The 16253-nt window shown below is 76.9% G+C and carries 12 protein-coding genes; 7 read left to right on the top strand and 5 right to left on the bottom strand.

Annotated elements, in window-relative coordinates; translation table 11 throughout:
• Nucleotides 1-253 (top strand): hypothetical protein (locus E1200_RS33835; RefSeq protein ID WP_165950389.1); only part of this gene is annotated, 253 nt, incomplete at its 5' end.
• Nucleotides 254-295: 42 nt separating this feature from the next.
• Here the strand turns inward: E1200_RS33835 and E1200_RS33830 are convergent.
• The 5 genes from E1200_RS33830 to E1200_RS20210 all read right to left on the bottom strand — a co-directional run bounded on the left by E1200_RS33830 (nucleotide 296) and on the right by E1200_RS20210 (nucleotide 7788).
• Entirely contained in the window at nucleotides 296-2383 is a 2088-nt protein-coding gene (locus tag E1200_RS33830) for a fibronectin type III domain-containing protein (RefSeq protein ID WP_165950388.1), read from the bottom strand.
• Nucleotides 2384-2469: 86 nt separating this feature from the next.
• Nucleotides 2470-3432: a pyridoxal-phosphate dependent enzyme gene (locus E1200_RS20225; protein ID WP_207933450.1), complete on the bottom strand. Its 963-nt coding sequence runs from the start codon at nucleotides 3430-3432 to the stop codon at nucleotides 2470-2472.
• Nucleotides 3414-5657 carry a DUF3488 and transglutaminase-like domain-containing protein gene (locus tag E1200_RS20220; RefSeq protein ID WP_131953613.1) on the bottom strand — a complete coding sequence of 748 codons (2244 nt, stop codon included), beginning with the start codon at nucleotides 5655-5657 and terminating at the stop codon, nucleotides 3414-3416. Before E1200_RS20220 ends, E1200_RS20225 begins: the two co-directional genes overlap by 19 nt.
• A complete protein-coding gene (locus E1200_RS20215) occupies nucleotides 5654-6808 on the bottom strand; it encodes a DUF58 domain-containing protein (RefSeq protein WP_131953612.1) in 1155 nt (384 codons plus the stop codon). Before E1200_RS20215 ends, E1200_RS20220 begins: the two co-directional genes overlap by 4 nt.
• Nucleotides 6805-7788, bottom strand: a complete 984-nt coding sequence (locus tag E1200_RS20210; RefSeq protein WP_243708711.1) for a MoxR family ATPase — start codon at nucleotides 7786-7788, stop codon at nucleotides 6805-6807. The genes E1200_RS20215 and E1200_RS20210 overlap by 4 nt, the downstream gene beginning before the upstream one ends.
• 155 nt (nucleotides 7789-7943) lie before the next feature.
• Between E1200_RS20210 and E1200_RS20205 the strand changes: the two genes are divergently transcribed.
• The 6 genes from E1200_RS20205 to E1200_RS20180 all read left to right on the top strand — a co-directional run.
• Entirely contained in the window at nucleotides 7944-8708 is a 765-nt protein-coding gene (locus E1200_RS20205; protein ID WP_207933449.1) for a M50 family metallopeptidase, read from the top strand.
• Between the two features lie 64 nt (nucleotides 8709-8772).
• On the top strand, nucleotides 8773-10086 hold the full coding sequence (locus tag E1200_RS20200) for an SWIM zinc finger family protein (protein WP_131953610.1): 1314 nt from the start codon (nucleotides 8773-8775) through the stop codon (nucleotides 10084-10086).
• Entirely contained in the window at nucleotides 10083-11618 is a 1536-nt protein-coding gene (locus E1200_RS20195) for a DUF5691 domain-containing protein (protein ID WP_131953609.1), read from the top strand. The genes E1200_RS20200 and E1200_RS20195 overlap by 4 nt, the downstream gene beginning before the upstream one ends.
• An 11-nt stretch (nucleotides 11619-11629) precedes the next feature.
• Complete coding sequence (locus tag E1200_RS20190; RefSeq protein ID WP_131953615.1) at nucleotides 11630-12748, top strand: AAA family ATPase; 1119 nt, start codon at nucleotides 11630-11632, stop codon at nucleotides 12746-12748.
• The gene (locus E1200_RS20185) at nucleotides 12745-15066 is read left to right on the top strand and encodes a DUF5682 family protein (RefSeq protein ID WP_131953608.1); all 2322 of its coding nucleotides are present in this window, start codon (nucleotides 12745-12747) and stop codon (nucleotides 15064-15066) included. Before E1200_RS20190 ends, E1200_RS20185 begins: the two co-directional genes overlap by 4 nt.
• A gap of 8 nt (nucleotides 15067-15074) precedes the next feature.
• On the top strand, nucleotides 15075-16253 hold a 1179-nt coding region (locus tag E1200_RS20180), incomplete at its 3' end, for a VWA domain-containing protein (protein ID WP_207933451.1).

Genomic DNA, 16253 nt, shown 5'->3' with positions numbered 1-16253 from the left:
CCCCACGGCCGTGCTCACCTGGACGCTGCCGCCCGCCGCGCGGGAGCTGCCGCTGCTCATCCGGCAGGCGCCCGCCGGCACGGACCCGCTCGTCACCGCCCAGGCCGGCTCCCGGTCGGCGACCATGCCCGGCCTGCGGCCGCGGACCCGCTACTGCTTCAAGGTGGGCGCGGTGCTGCGGCTCAACCAGGGCCAGGCCCCCGACGTGTCATGGTCGGCGCCCGCCTGCATCAGCGCGAACCGGACGGGCTGAGCCGGGCCGTCCCGCCGGTTCGCGGGCCGCTCCGCCGGACGGTCAGCACTTCCAGACGGCCGGGCCGCTGAAGCTCGTCCAGGCGCCGGGCGTGCCGACCAGGTAGCCGATCACGTAGCCGGTGTGCCCCTGCCAGGTGATCTTGGTGTACATGTCGCCGGCGAGGTTGGAGTCGCTGGGGTGCTGGTAGTAGGAGCCCTGCTTCTTGCAGTGCACGGTGACGTTCTCGCCGTTGTTGTCGCGCATGGTGGCCACGGTGGAGCTGGTGTGGCTCGCCTCCGCTTTGATGTAGCCGTCGGAGCCGCCGTTGCGCGTCACGGCGTAGGTGCCGGCCGGGCCGGTCAGCGTGGTGCCGAGCGTCGCGCCGGCGCCGGTTCCGGCGCCGTTGACGGGCGTGACGGAGAAGGTGTAGTCGCCGTTGGACCACACGTCGGCGAGCGTCGCGGATGTGGCCGTGACGGTCTTGCCGCCGCTGACGGGCCCGGTCCAGGTCAGCCGGTAGCTCGTCGAGCCGCCGCCGGGCGCGGCCGTCCAGGAGACCTGCGCGCCGGACGCCGTCGCCTTCGCCGCCAGTCCGGTCGGCGTGCCCGGTGTCACGCACGGGCGGACGGGGTCGCTGGCCGCCGAGGGCACCTCGCGTGTCCTGCCCCGGCCGTCGCGGTAGCGGACGGCCACGCGGAACCGGTACTCGGTCCCGCAGTCGCCGCCGGCGACCGTGAAGGTGAAGGGGCCGGCTCCGGGGGCGATGGCGGACGGGCTCACCGACAGCCCGGAGGGCACGTCCTTCAGCACGTACCCGGCGATGCCGTCGCCCCGTGACGGCTGGAAGTCGATCCGCATCGTCCCCGCACCGGGCGCGACGGAGACGTTGCCGGGCGCGGACGGCGGCGCGCCGGGCGCCGCGGGGCGGGACGGCGGTGCCGCCGGGGTCCCCCGCGGGGACGGCCGGCCGGACGGCGGGGCGTCCCCGTCGCCGGGCAGCGGGATCGTCCGGCGCCGCGGGCCGCCCGCGACCCGGTCCCGGTACTTGTCGACGCCCCGGTGCGCGTTCCCCCGGTCGACCACGACGGCGTTCGGGCCGGCCGGGTCGTTGGCCCAGAGCAGCCCGTCCTTGACGAACACGTCCAGCCTGGCCGGCCGGTTCGTCACCGGGACCGGGCGGTCGAACCGGTTGGCGGCCGAGTCGTACACGATCAGCGCGCCGGCCGTCTCGTCGGGAATGTAGACCTTCGCGCCGAGCACCTGCGGCGGCCGGTACCGGTGCCGCGGCATCGGCAGCCGGGCGCTGGAGTACCGGCCGGTGTCGGTGTCGACGGTGACCAGGGAGCCGGTGCCGGGCACCAGCAGCGGGACGATCCTGCCCTCGGTGTGCGCGGGGGCGAGCACACCGCCGCGGCCCGCGCGCCGCACGGTCGTCGGCAGGGCGATCGTGAGCGGCGACCCGGACCGGACGACGGTGGCGGTGGCGGCGGTGGAGTCGGTGACGACGGGGTGCCCGGCGGCGATGGTCAGCGCCAGGCCGGCGCCGGGCGCGCCGACCCGGACGGGCGGCTGGAGCGCGCCGTCCCGGAACGCCGCGACCTCGCCCTTCTGCGAGACGGGCACCCACAGCGTCCCCGTGCCGTCGACCCCGGCCTGGCCGAGGACCGGCGGCAGCGTCGCGGACGCGCCGACCGGCGTCAGGCCGACCGGGTCGATCTGCTGGACGACGCCCTTGACCGAGTCGACCGTGTACGCCTTCCCGGCGCCCGCGAGGACCTGGACGCCCCTGCCGAGGGAGCGGCTCTGGCCGATGCTCAGCTGGGACGGGTCGAGGCGGCTGACCACGCCCGTGTCCAGGTCGACGATCAGGATCGTGGCGCCGTCCTGGACGATCTTGACGTTGTGCCCGCGCATGTGCGGGATCACGCCGGCCTTGCCGTCCACCTTGGCGGCGGGTCCGTTGACGTGGACGACGGCGCCCCTGCTCTTGGCGGTCAGCCACGCGCCGACGTCGGCGAGGCGGTACTCGGCACTCGCGATGCCCACCCCGTACACGGCCGCGGCCACCACGAGCACGCCGACCAGCCCGGCCGCGACCTGCCCCGTGAGGCGGTCGCGGCGGAACCATCCCTGGACCGCTGTCCGCATGACGCTTGATCACCTTCCCCCGGTTCGCTCGCACGGTAGCGGGCGGCGGGCCAGGAATGTCGGTGATTTCGCGAATAGGTAGTTGCTCAGTTTTCGCGAATCGCGTCAATGAACGTCGGAATTGTTATGTTCCGGCCGGTGATGATCGGCACGGGCCGCCCGGTGACCTCGATCTTCCCGGCGAGGACGGCGGCGACCCCGGCGGCGCCCGCGCCCTCGGCGACGAGCCCGTGCTCGCGGAACAGCCAGCGCATCGCCGCCCGGATCTGGTCGTCGGTGACCGCGGTCAGCTCCGCGTCCCGGCCGATCATCCCCGGGGTGACGCTGCCGGGCTCCAGGTTGCCGGGCAGGCCGTCGGCGAACGTCTCGCCGACCTCGACCTCGACGACCCGCCCGGCCGCCACCGAGGCGGCGACGCCGCGCGACACCGCCGACTCGACGCCGACCAGCCGGACGTCCGGCCGGTCCCGCGCCCACAGGGCGAGCCCGGCGAGCAGCCCGCCGCCGCCGACCGGCGCGATGACCGTGAGGGGCCCGCCGGCCTGCCGTTCGAGCTGTCGTTCGAGCTCGCGGCCGATGGTGCCCTGCCCCGCGATGACCGCCGGGTCGTTGTAGGGCGAGACGTAGTGGCCGGGCAGCGTCAGCGCGTGCGCCTCGGCCTCGTCGTAGGTGGTCCCGTGCCGGACGAGCCGCACCGGGTACCCGCCGATCCTGTCGGTCTTCACCGGGGACGCCCGGGTGGACACGACCACGGTGACGTCGGCGCCGGACCGGGCCGCCGCGTGGCCCATGCCGAGGCCGTGGTTGCCCGCGCTCGCCGTGACGGCCGGGCGGCCCGGCGGCAGCGCCGCGACGGCCGCGAGCGCGCCGCGCACCTTGAACGCGCCGGTCGGCTGGAACGTCTCCAGTTTCAGCAGGGCGCCGGGCGCCAGCGGGGACGGCACCAGGGGCGTCGGGTCGAGTACGGAGGAGACGGCCCGCCACGCACGGTCGAGGTCGTCGCGGTCCGGTGGGCGGACGGCGCGGGGCGTCACGGGCGCTCTCTCCACGGTCGCATGCGGCCACCGTAGCCGCCGCGCCCGGTGCGGGCGGCCCCGAGCGGCGGGGCCGGCGTACCGGACCGGCCCGTCAGCGACCGGGGGTGCAGGCGGCGCCGGAGCCGACGGAGGCGGCCCGCCTTGGCGGTGACGAGGCGTCCCACCGCGTCGGAGTGCTCCCAGGCCCGGTCGGCGGCTGCCGGGTCCGGCCGGGCCGCGGAGAAGCGGCTGTGGTTGACGAGGTCGGCGAGCGGCCTCAGGTGCCCGTGCGCGTCGGCGCCGACCGCGGACGCCCCGAACCCGGCGACCTCGTGCGCGGTCAGCGTCCGCGCCGTGGACAGGCCGACGTCGGCGAGGTGGTCGAGGGCCTGGTGCCAGGCGCCGGCGATGCGCGCGGCGGGCGGCCCCGCGCGGCGGCGGCGTCGGCGCAGGGCGGGAGCGGCCAGGACGGCGAGCAGGTAGCCGGCGGCCGGCGCCGCCGCCGCGGCCGACGCGAACACCCACCACGGCGTGGGCGAACCGCCGCCCGCGGCGGCGGGTTCCCCCGTCTCCTTCTCCTCGGCGGGGGCCGGGCCTTCGCCGCGTGCCTGGGACGCCGCGTTCTTCTGCGCCTGCTCCAGTTTCTGCTCCGTCTCCCCCGCGGCGACCGAGTCGTCCTGGTTCGAGCGGCGCGCGGAGTCCGGGAGCGGGTTGAAGCGGACCCAGCCGAGGTCCTTGAACTTGATCTCGGGCCAGACCAGCACGTCCCCCGACCGGACCTGGACGGCGTCGCCCGCGCGCCGCCCCCCGCGGAACCCGACCACGACCCGGGACGGCATGCCGATCGTGCGGGCGAGCAGCGCGTACGCGGTCGCGAAGTGCTCGGGGGTGCCGCGCCTGCTCTCGGCGAGGAAGTAGTCGAGCTGCCGGTAGCCGTGCCCGGGCGGCGCGGTCACGTCGTAGGCGGCGTGCGTCCTGAGGCCCTCGGCGAGCAGCGCGGCCTTCTCGACCGGCGAGCCCGCCCCCCGCGTCGCGCCCTCCGCGAACCGCCGGAACCCGGCGAGCTGGGCGGGCGGCTCCGTCGCCCCCGGCCCCCACGGCATCCGGAGCGCCGCCCTGGCCTCGGCGTCGGTCGCGAACGCCGCGCCGGCGAGGTCGCCGGCCGTCCATTCGGGGACGACGGACGTGACGCGGTAGCTCTGGCCGGGCCGCAGCGGCTCCCCGGCGGCGAGCGCACCGCTGTCCGGGTCGACGACGACGGGAAGCCCGTCGACCCGCCGGGGCCGGTCGGGCGCGGGCACCCACACGCCGATCAGGCCGTGGATCGTGATCCGCTGCTCGACCTCGTGCTCCACCCCCGGCGTGGGATGCTCCGGCACCCGGCTCCCGGTGGGGACGAACCGGGCCGTCGACGACCACGTCACCCCGTCGAACCGGTCGAGGACGGCGAGCCGCTCCAGCTCGGTGCGGCCGGATTGGACCGTGAACAGCACCTCGCCCGGCCGCAGCAGCCAACCCCCGACGCGGTCGAGCGGGCTGACGCCGTCGCGCAGCTGCGGCGGCGGTGCCCGCACCTGCTCACGCGGGTCGTAGGGCCGCGTGCCGACCGGGACGACCGGGCCCGCCGCGAACGCCACCGCACCGAGGAGCGCGGCGGCGGGCACCCCGGCGGCGAGCGGCCGCCACGCGAGGTCCCCCTCGGCGCGGAGCAGCACCAGGACCGCCGTCAGCACCACGGTCGCCGCGGCGAGCGGCAGGTTGGAGCCGGGCCCGTCCACCCCCAGCGGGAGCGCCACCGCCCACCCGGCGAGCGCGGGGACGCACGGGGCGGCGCGCAGCGAGGTCCGCAGCGCCAGCTCGGCGGACGCGAACGCCGCGAGCCACACCACGACGGCGACCAGGACCAGGTACTCCGGCTCTGCCGGGGCGGGCAGCAGCGTGGTCAGAATCGCCTTCCACGAGCTGAGCACGCCGGCGCGGAGCGTCTGCGGGAGCGTCCCGTCCGCGAGGGCGGGGCGCAGCACGGTGAGGGTCACGGTGGCCGCCCACGCGACCATGGTCAGCACCAGGGAGATCCACAGCGGCCACGGGGCGCCGCCCTTGCGCGGGCCGGACAGCAGCCCGCACAGCACGGTCGGCACGACCGCGGCGACGGCGGCGACCGGGACCACCGGGCCGTACCCGAAGACCCGGTGGAAGGCCAGCCCGCACACCGCGGCGAGGCAGGCGGTCACCGCGAGCGAGGCGTACCGGGTCACCGGGTCCTCCCGAGCCGCCGCCACGCGTCCGCGAGCCCCTCCAGGTCGGCGAAGTCGACGACCCGCACGCCGGGCGGCGCGGACGCGGGCTCCGCCGCCCGGACCCGCAGCACCACCACCCGGTCGAACCGGCTCCGCACCGCCGCGATGCCGGCCAGCTCCACGGCGCCGCCCAGCACGGCCACGAGCGACCCGCCGCCGCGCACCCGGCGCACCGCGTCCACCACCGACCCGGCGCCCTCCCGGGTCTCGACCGAGGTGAGCCGGTCGAGCAGCGTCTCCAGGTCGTCGGGCCCGCCGCGCGTCTCGGCGACCGGCCCGCCGCCGGTGAGGACGCGGACCGGGAACTGCGCCGCCGCCGCGGCCGCCGCCACCGACGCCGCCGCGTCCACGGCCAGCTCGAAGTCGTCGGGCTCGGGCCACGCCCCGGGACGCGCCTCCAGCACCACCGTCGTCGTCGGCAGGCTCGCGTCGACGAGCCGGCGCACCATCAGCGTCCCCGTCCGCGCCGACGACTTCCAGTGGATGTGCCGCAGCTCGTCGCCGACCACGTACTCGCGCAGCGCGTGGAACGTCGCCGTCCCGGCCGGGGACCGGTCGCTCGTCGGCCCCTCCAGGTGGTGGGCGCGCCCGGACGGCAGCAGCGCCAGCGGCACCGTCCGCGGCCGGACGAGCAGCACCTCCGGCGCGCCGTACTCCCGGGTCCGCCGGGCGAGCCGGAGCGGGTCGGCGCGCTCCAGCCGCAGCGGCCCCACCGGCAGCTCGCCGCGCCGGCCGGTCGGCAGCCGGTAGCTGACGGTGCGGGTGGCGCCGGCCCGCAGCCGCGGGATGTCGACCTCGACCGCGCCCGGCCCGGCCGCGTCCCGGGCGCGCACGCCCCGCGCCCCGCGCCCCCGGTTGGTGACGTGCAGGACGCCCACGGCCGGCTCGCCCCGCGCCACCTTGGCCGGTGCCACCTCCCTGCGGACGTCCAGTCTCACCTGCGGCAGCGTCCACAGCACCGCGCCCGCCACCGCCGCGAGCCCGGCGACCCCGAACATGGCGGGCTCCGGGTAGCCGAGGCGCCAGCCCGCCGCGTACAGCAGCACCGAGGCGGCCGCCGTCCCCCAGCCGAGCGGCGTCAGTATCCCGGCTCTCCGCACGGTCTTCACACGCCGGCGGCCTGCGGGGTCGGCACGTTGCGCAGCGCCTCGGCGACCACGTCCGCGCCGGTCCGGCCGCGCAGCTCCGCCTCCGGCGTCACGATCAGCCGGTGCGCGATCACCGGGACCGCGAGCGCCTTCACGTCCTCCGGGACGAGGTAGGACCGGCCGGCCGCCGCCGCCCGCACCCGCGCCGCCCGCAGCAGCGCGATGCCGGCCCGCGGGCTCGCGCCGAGCCGCAGGTCGGCGTGCTCGCGGGTGGCGGCGACGACCCGCACCAGATAGTCGAGCAGCGGCGGCGCGACGTGCAGCCGCTGCGCGAAGTCGATCATCCGGGCGAGGTCCGCGCGGCCGACCACCGGCGGCATCGCGTCGAGCATCGCGCCGGTCGGGGCGCCCGCCAGCAGCGCCACCTCGGCCTCGTGGCCGGGGTAGCCCATCGAGATCCGCATCAGGAACCGGTCGAGCTGCGCCTCCGGCAGCGGGTACGTGCCGTCCATGTCGACCGGGTTCTGCGTCGCGATCACCATGAACGGGCGCGGCACGGGGTGCGGGGTGCCCTCCACGGTCACCCGGCGCTCCTCCATGACCTCCAGCAGCGCCGACTGCGTCTTCGGCGAGCCGCGGTTGATCTCGTCGGCGACGGCAAGGTTGGCGAAGATCGGCCCCGGGTGGAAGTCGAACGCGTTCGTCCCCTGGTTGTAGATGGAGACCCCGGTGATGTCGCTGGGCAGCAGGTCGGGCGTGAACTGGATGCGCGCCCACTCGGCCTCGACCGACGCCGAGATCGCCCGCGCCAGCGTCGTCTTGCCGACGCCCGGCACGTCCTCGACGAGGAGGTGGCCCTCCGCGAGCAGGCAGACCAGCGCCAGCTCGACCTTCTCCCGCTTGCCGCGCACGACGCGCTCGATGCCGCCCGCCAGCGCCGCGAACATCTGCGCGAACCGCCCGGCGAGCGCGTCCGCGTCGGCCCCCGCGCTCTCGCTCATCACCCGCACCCCTCAGCCGCGACCCCCGCGGCGAAGGGCACAATAACCGCTTTCGCGGCGGTGCCGTCCGGGGAATCACCGAATGCCCGGGGCGAACCGAACGCGAGCGTTATGCCCGACGTCCTAATGTTGGGCATCGCGACGACGACTCCGAGGTGGACGTGGACGACATCAGCATCACCGACCTGTGGGACCGCGTGACGGGAACGCAGCCCGATCCCCCGTGGTGGCTGGTCGCCCTCGTCGGCCTGGTGGCGCTCGGGGCCGTGCTGCACGGCCCCACCTGGCGCGTCGCGCGCAACACCGTGACGATCGCCCACGAGGGCGGGCACGCGCTCGTGGCGCTGCTCACCGGCCGCAAGCTGGACGGCATCAAGCTGCACTCCGACACCTCCGGGGTGACGGTCTCGCGCGGCAAGCCGCACGGCCCCGGCATGATCTTCACGGCGCTGGCGGGCTATGTCACTCCCCCGCTGCTCGGGCTGTTCTTCGCGCTGCTGCTCGCCGCCGGCCGCATCACGCTGATGCTGTGGTTCTCGCTCGCGCTGCTCGGCGCGATGCTCATCATGATCCGCAACGCCTACGGCGTGCTCTCGGTCGTCGCCACCGGCGCGATCGTCTTCGCGGTGTCGTGGCTGGGCAGCGCCGAGGTGCAGGCCGGGTTCGCGTACCTGGCCGCCTGGTTCCTGCTGTTCGCCGCCACTCGCCCGGTGATCGAGCTGCAGCGGATGCGCTCCCGGCACATGGCGCCGAGCTCGGACGCCGACCAGCTCGCGCACCTGACCGGCGTCCCGGGCCTGGCCTGGGTCGGCCTGTTCGGCGCGACCGCGCTGCTCGCCCTCCTCGCGGGCGGCGCCCTCCTCGTCCCGGACGCCGACCTGCCCGACCTGCCCGGCCTGCCCGGTCAGGCCGATTTCTGATACCGGTTCCGGCGGCCGGCCGGGGCGCCCTGGACTGTCGGGGGGCACCGATAGTTTCGGCTGTGTGAGCGAACGATGGAGCCGCGACCAGGTGCTCGGGCTCGCGCCCGACGCGGCGGCCGTGAAGGCGGCCGGAGGCGTCGCCAAGCCGGCCAAGTGGGACGGGACGGGGTGCGACGGCGAGGCGGTCTGGGGTGAGTGCCAGGGCTCCGGGAAGTCGGTGTACCGGGCCGCCGTCGATCTGACCGAGCCGGCGTTCCGGTGCTCGTGCCCGAGCCGGAAGATCCCGTGCAAGCACGTCCTCGGGCTCCTGCTCCTCTGGAGCGAGGGCTCGGTGGCGGACGGGGCGCGCGCCGGGTGGGCCGCCGAATGGCTGGCGGGCCGCCGGGAGCGCGCCGGCCGGGCCGCCCAGCGGCGGGCCGCGGCGGGCAAGGGCGGCGACGAGGGCCGGGGCAAGGACCCGAAGACCGCCGAGCGGCGGGAGCGGCGGGTCGAGGAGGGGCTCGCCGAGCTCGACCGGTGGCTGCGCGACCAGGTCGCGCACGGGCTCGCCCAGGCGGCGAAGGCGCGGTACCAGATGTGGGACGACGTCGCGCGGCGGCTCGTCGACGCGCAGGCGGGCGCCCTCGCCGGGCAGGTCAGGGGCCTCGCCGCGATCCCGGGGACGCCCGGCTGGCCCGACCGCCTGCTGGCGGAGTACGCGCTGCTGCGGCTGCTGGTGCGGGCCCATCGGCGGCGGGACGAGCTGCCGGAGGGGCTGCGCGAGACCGTCCGGTCCCGCGTCGGGTTCACCGTCCCGCAGGAGGAGGTCACCACCGCGGGAGAGCGCGTCCGGGACCGGTGGTGCGTGACCGGGTCGCGCGACACCGCGCAGGACGTGCTGACGACGCGGCGGGTGTGGCTGCGCGGCCGGCGGACCGGCCGGCCGGCGCTCGTCCTGTCGTTCTCCGCGCCGGGCACGTCGCTGGACGCGTCGCTCCCCGTGGGCACGGAGGTCGACGCCGAGCTGGCGTTCTACCCGGGTTCGCAGCCGCTGCGGGCGCTGGTCGCCGAGCGGTTCGGGACCGCGGTCCCGGGCACGCCCGGCGGGACGTCCGTCGCGGGGTTCCTGGACGAGCACGCCGCGGCGCTCGCGCGGGATCCGTGGCTCGACCGCTGGCCGGCGACGCTGGCGGACGTCCGGCTGGCCCGCGCCGGGGACGGCGGCCTGTACGCGGCCGACGCCGCCGGGGACGCGCTGCCGCTCCGCATGGCCGACCCGTGGCGGCTGCTCGCGCTGTCGGGCGGCGGGCCGGTGACGCTCGCCGGGGAGTGGAGTCCGCGCGGCCTGCGTCCGCTGGCCGCCTGGCACGAGACCGAGGGAGCGGTGGTCCTGTGAGCGGGTGGAGCGAGCACGTGACCGCGGCGCTGCTGGGCACCGAGCGGCGCGACCCGCCCGTGCTGCCCGAGGCCCCCGCCGGCGGGCAGGCCGCCGATGGCGCCGCCGATGACAGGGCCGGGCGGCTGCTCGACCAGGCGGCGCTGCTGGCCGTCCGGCGCCGGGCCGGGCGCGTCCCCCCGGCGGCCCCGGTCCCGGTGGCGCTCGCCCCGGTGGAGGACGCCCCGGTCGTCCCCGCCCCCGCGGCGGCCCGGCTGCGGCGGATCCTGGGCGGGGAGCACGTCCGGGTGCTGCCGGAGTGGCTGGACGCGGCGGCGGCCCGCGGCCTGCGGGTGCCCGTCCAGTCGCTGCCCGACCTGCTCGAACGCGGGCGCGGCGACCGGGCGCTGCGGCCGTCGATCGCGGCGGCGGCCGGCCGGCGCGGCGTCTGGCTGGCGCTGCAGAACACCGACTGGGCGTACCTGGTCGGGTCGGGCGACGATCCCGGCGGCGGCCCCGAGGTGTGGTCGACCGGGACGCGCAACCGGCGCGTCGCCTACCTGACCGGGCTGCGCGGGACCGACCCGGCACGGGCCAGGGAGCTGCTCGGCGAGACGTGGGCGAAGGAGCCCGCGCCCGACCGCGCCGCCTTCCTCGCCACGTTCGCGCACGGCCTGTCCCCCGCCGACGAGGAGTTCCTCGAAGCGGCCCTGGAGGACCGCGGCAAGGACGTGCGGCAGACCGCGTCCGACCTGCTGGCCCGGCTGCCCGGCTCCGCCTACGGCGCGCGGATGGCGGCGCGCGCCCGCGCCTGCCTGGCACCGGAGGCCCGCACGGAGCGGGGCCGCCGGCAGACGTGGATCAAGGTCGATCCGCCGCCCGCCCACGACGAGGAGATGGCGCGCGACGGCATCCCGTTCCACCCGGCGGGCTCGTTCGCGCCGAGGGGCGGCAAGCCGGTGGGCGCCCGGTCGGCGTGGCTCCGCGAGGTCCTCTCCCGCACTCCGCTGGCCACCTGGACGGAGCTGTTCGGGCTGCCGCCGATCGAGATCGTGTGCCTGCCGGTGCCCGAGGCCGACGGGCGCGACGTCCACGTCGGATGGGCCCGTGCCGCGCTGATCCAGCACGACGTGGAGTGGGCGCGGGCGCTGTTCAAGGGCGGCGTCATGGTGGACGAGCCCGAGGCGCTCGCCGAGCTGCTGCCCGTCCTGCCCGAGGCGGAGCGCGACGCCGCGGCCGCCGGCCTGATCCGCTGGATCGAGGGCGAGATCGACCTGCTGCGCGTCCTCGAACGGGTGCCGGGGCCGTGGACGGGCGCGCTCGCCTCGGCGGTGCTCGCGATCCTCACCGCCGCCGCCGGACGCGGGACGCGCCGCGAGGAGCACCTGGTCGGCCAGCTGTGCCGGCTCGCCCACGAGCGGCTCGACCCCGCCGCCGCGCCGCGCCTGGACGCGCTCGCGGCCGAGGCGGGCGCGGCGGTCCCGCGCGCCGTCACCGACCTGACCGACACCCTGCGCTTCCGAGCCGAGATGTTGAAGGAGCTGAGTTCGTGACCGAGAAGCAGTTGCCGGAGGGCCCGGGGGGCCGTCCCCCGGAAGGGACGGCGCCGGCGGTGCTGCGGCCGCACGCGGAGCAGGAGTACGCCGGGGAGCTGGCGCGGCTGGCCGAGCACGACGACCGGCCCCGCCCGCACGGCTGGCGGCTGTCGCCGTGGGCCGTCACCACGTACCTGCTCGGCGGCGAGCTGCCCGACGGCACGGCGATCACCCCGAAGTACGTGGGGCCGCGGCGGCTGATGGAGGTCGCGGTCGCGACGCTGGCCACCGACCGGGCGCTGCTGCTGCTCGGCGTGCCGGGCACGGCGAAGACGTGGGTGTCGGAGCACCTCGCCGCCGCCGTCAGCGGCGACTCCACCCTCCTCGTGCAGGGGACGGCCGGCACCGCGGAGGAGGCGATCCGCTACGGCTGGAACTACGCGCGGCTGCTCGCCGAGGGCCCGTCGGAGCAGGCGCTGGTGGAGAGCCCGCTGATGCGCGCGATGCGGCTCGGCGCGGTCGCCCGCATCGAGGAGCTGACCCGGATGCCGTCCGACGTCCAGGACACGCTGATCACCGTCCTGTCGGAGAAGACGCTGCCCGTCCCGGAGCTGAACACCGAGGTCCAGGCGCGCAAGGGCTTCACCGTCATCGCGACCGCCAACGACCGCGACCGGGGCGTGAACGAGCTGTCCAGCGCGCTGCGCCGCCGCTTCAACACCGTCGTGCTGCCGCTGCCCGAGTCGGTCGAGGAGGAGGTCGGCATCGTGGCGCGCCGCGTCGACCAGATCGGCGCGGGGCTGGAGCTGCCGGAGTCCCCGGCGGGCCTGGAGGAGATCCGCCGCGTCGTCACCGTGTTCCGCGAGCTGCGCGCGGGCGTGACGGCCGACGGGCGGACCAAGCTCAAGTCGCCCAGCGGGACGCTCAGCACCGCCGAGGCCATCTCGGTCGTGACCGGCGGGCTGGCGCTGGCCGCGCACTTCGGCGACGGGGTGCTGCGCGCCGCGGACGTGGCGGGCGGGATCGTCGGCGCCGTCGTCCAGGACCCGGTGTCGGACCGGGTGGTGTGGCAGGAGTACCTGGAGGCGGTCGTCCGCGACCGGCCGGAGTGGCGCGACTTCTACCGCGCGTGCCGGGAGGTGTCTTGAGCCACGTCGAGGTCTACGGGATCCGCCACCACGGGCCCGGCTCGGCGCGGGCGCTGCGCGGCGCCCTGGAGGAGTTCAAGCCGGACGCGGTGCTGATCGAGGGCCCGCCGGAGGCCGACCCGATCGTGGAGCTGGCCGGCGACCCCGCGATGGCGCCGCCGGTGGCGCTGCTGGCCTACTCGCCCGCCCCCGCCGGCGACACCGGCGGGGGCCGCGGGAGCGGCCGCAAGGCCGCGTTCTGGCCGTTCGCCGAGTTCAGCCCCGAATGGCAGGCGATCCGGTACGCCCTCGGGGCGGGGGTCCCGGTGCGCTTCTGCGACCTTCCGGCCGCGCACCAGCTCGTCCCGTCCGACGACGCGGACGAGGAGTCCGAACAGCAGGGCCCCGAGCCGGAGGGCGAGGCCGGCGCGCCGCCGGAGCCGGCGGAGGGCATCCGGCTCGACCCGCTGGGCTGGCTCGCGAAGGCCGCCGGGTACGACGACGCCGAGCGGTGGTGGGACGACGTCGTCGAGCACCGCGGCGGCGGCCCGTCGCCGTTCCCGGCGATCGCCGAGGCGATGACCGAGCTGCGCGAGCAGCTCGCCGAGCTCCCGGAGGGCGCCGCGTCCGCGGGGCTCCCGCCCGGCCACCTGCGGCGGGAGGAGCAGCGCGAGGCGCACATGCGGCGGACGCTGCGCCGCACCCTCAAGGAGGGCCACGAGCGCGTCGCCGTGGTGTGCGGCGCGTGGCACGTCCCCGCCCTGCGGGCCAAGGTCCCGGCCGCCCGGGACGACCGGACGCTGCGCGGCCTGCCGAAGGCCAAGGTCGCGATGACGTGGGTGCCGTGGACGCACGGGCGGCTGGCGGGGCGCTCCGGGTACGGGGCGGGCGTCCGGTCCCCCGGCTGGTACCACCACCTGTTCACCGCCCCCGACCGGCCCGTCGAGCGGTGGCTCACCGCCGCCGCCCGCGTCCTGCGCGACGAGGACCTGCACGTCTCCTCGGCGCACGTGATCGAGGCCGTCCGGCTCGCCGAGGCGCTCGCCGCGCTGCGGGGCCGCCCGCTCGCCGGGCTCGACGAGGTGACCGAGGCGACCCGGGCGGTGCTGTGCGAGGGCGCCGACCTGCCGGTCGAGCTGATCCAGCGGCGCATGGTCGTCGGGGAGCGGCTCGGCGCCGTCCCGGAGCGGACCCCGATGGTGCCGCTCCAGCGCGACCTGCAGGCGCAGCAGCGGCGGCTGCGGCTGAAGCCGGCCGCGCTCGACAAGGAGCAGGACCTCGACCTGCGCAAACCCACGGACCTGGAGCGCAGCCGGCTGCTGCACCGGCTCCGCCTCCTGCACGTCGACTGGGGCGTCCCGGCCGCGGCGGGCCGGTCCAAGGGCACGTTCCGCGAGACGTGGACGCTGGCGTGGCGGCCGGAGTTCGACGTCGAGCTGATCGAGGCGAGCGCGTGGGGCACCACCGTCCAGGGCGCGGCCACGGCCCGCGCGGAGGCGATCGCCACCGGCGCCGGCACGCTCGGCGACCTCACCTCGGTGGCGGAGCGCTGCCTGCTCGCCGACCTCGGCGACGCGCTGCCCACCGTGATGCGCGCCCTCGCCGACCGGGCCGCGGTCGACACCGACGTCGCGCACCTGATGTCGGCGATGCCCGCCCTCGTGCGGGCGCTGCGCTACGGCGACGTGCGCGGCACGTCCACCGGCCCGCTCCGCACGGTCGTGGACGGCCTCGTCGTGCGAATCTGCGTCGGGCTCCCGCCGGCCGTCGCCGGCCTGGACGACGACGCCGCCCGCGAGTTCCTCGGCCACGTCGACGCCGTGCACGGCGCGCTGGCGCTATTGGCCGACGAGGGCCACATCGAGCGCTGGCGCCGCACGCTGGAGGGCCTCGTGGCCCGCCCGGAGGCCCTGCACGGCCTGATCGAGGGGCGCCTCACCCGGCTGCTGCTGGACGCGGGCCGCCTGGACGACGTGGCCGACCGGATGGCGCGGGCCGTGTCCACCGGCACGGGCCCCGCCCGCGCCGCCGCCTGGGTGGAGGGGTTCCTGTCCGGCGGCGGGCTGATCCTCATGCACGACACCGCGCTGCTGCGCCTCGTCGACGACTGGGTCGCGGGGCTGCCGGGCGACTCGTTCACCGACGTGCTGCCCCTGCTGCGCCGCACCTTCGGCGCGTACGCCGACGCCGAGCGCCGCGCGATCGGCGAGCGGCTGCGCCGCCTCGACCAGACCTCCGCCGCGTCGTCCGGCCCGGACGAGGAGGACGTGGACGCCGCCCGCGCGGCCGCCGCGACCGCGACCGTCCTGCACATCCTCGGCTGGGAGGGATCTTCGTGACCGATGCGGTGACGCCGGAGGACGACCGGCTGCGGCGCTGGCGGCTCGTGCTCGGCGGCGGCCAGGCCGACGGGACGGGCGTCGCGCTCGCCGGCGACGACGCGCGGATGGACGGGGCGCTGGAGCGGCTCTACGGGTCCGGTGGCGGCGCGGGCGGGGGGCGGTCGCGGCGGCGCGGCGCCGGGCTCGGCGACTCGGCGCCCTCGGTGGCGCGGTGGCTCGGCGACATCCGCACGTACTTCCCGTCGAGCGTCGTCCAGGTGATGCAGAAGGACGCGATCGAGCGGCTCGACCTCACCCGGCTGCTGCTGGAGCCGGAGATGCTCGACGCCGTCGAACCGGACGTCCACCTCGTCGGGACGCTGCTGTCGCTGAACCGGGTGATGCCCGACCGGGCGAGGGAGTCCGCGCGGGCCGTGGTGCGCACGGTCGTCACCGAGCTGGAGCGGCGGCTCGCGCAGAAGACCCGCTCGGCGCTCGGCGGCGCGCTGGACAGGTCGGCGCGGGTGCTGCGGCCGCGGCGGCTCGCCGACGTCGACTGGGAGCGCACGATCCGCGCGAACCTGCGGCACTACCTGCCCGAGCACGGGACGCTCGTCCCGGAGCGGCTGATCGGGTACGGGCGGCGGCAGCGGTCCGTGCAGCGGGACGTGATCCTCGCGATCGACCAGAGCGGGTCGATGGCGGCGTCGGTGGTGTACGCGAGCGTGTTCGGCGCGGTGCTGGCGTCCATGCGGTCGCTGCGGACGTCGCTGGTGGTGTTCGACACGAACGTGGTCGACCTGACCCCGCAGCTGCACGACCCCGTGGAGGTGCTGTTCGGCACACAGCTCGGCGGCGGGACCGACATCAACCGGGCGGTCGCCTACTGCCAGGGCCTGGTGACGCGGCCGGAGGACTCGATCTTCGTCCTCATCAGCGACCTGTACGAGGGCGGGATCAGGGAGGAGCTGCTGCGGCGGGTGGCGGCGCTCACGTCGGCGGGCGTGCAGGTCGTGGTGCTGCTCGCCCTGTCGGACGAGGGCGCCCCGGCCTACGACCGCGGGACCGCGGCGGCGCTGGCGGCCCTGGACGTCCCGGCGTTCGCCTGCACCCCGGACGCGTTCCCCGACCTGATGGCCGCCGCGATCGAACGCCGCGACCTGAGGCAGTGGGCGGAACGCAACACCCCGGACACTCCCCCACCC

Origin of the sequence: Actinomadura sp. GC306, from assembly GCF_004348665.1 — a bacterium.
GTDB lineage: Bacteria > Actinomycetota > Actinomycetes > Streptosporangiales > Streptosporangiaceae > Spirillospora.
Note: the sequence above shows the minus strand (reverse complement) of the source record. Positions and strands in the feature narration are given on the sequence as shown.

Bases quoted from the DNA above. Each gene is read 5' to 3' on its own strand.
- E1200_RS20210 (WP_243708711.1), bottom strand. From the start codon at position 7,788: ATGAGCGAGAGCGCGGGGGCCGACGCGGACGCGCTCGCCGGGCGGTTC.
- E1200_RS33830 (WP_165950388.1), bottom strand. From the start codon at position 2,383: ATGCGGACAGCGGTCCAGGGATGGTTCCGCCGCGACCGCCTCACGGGG.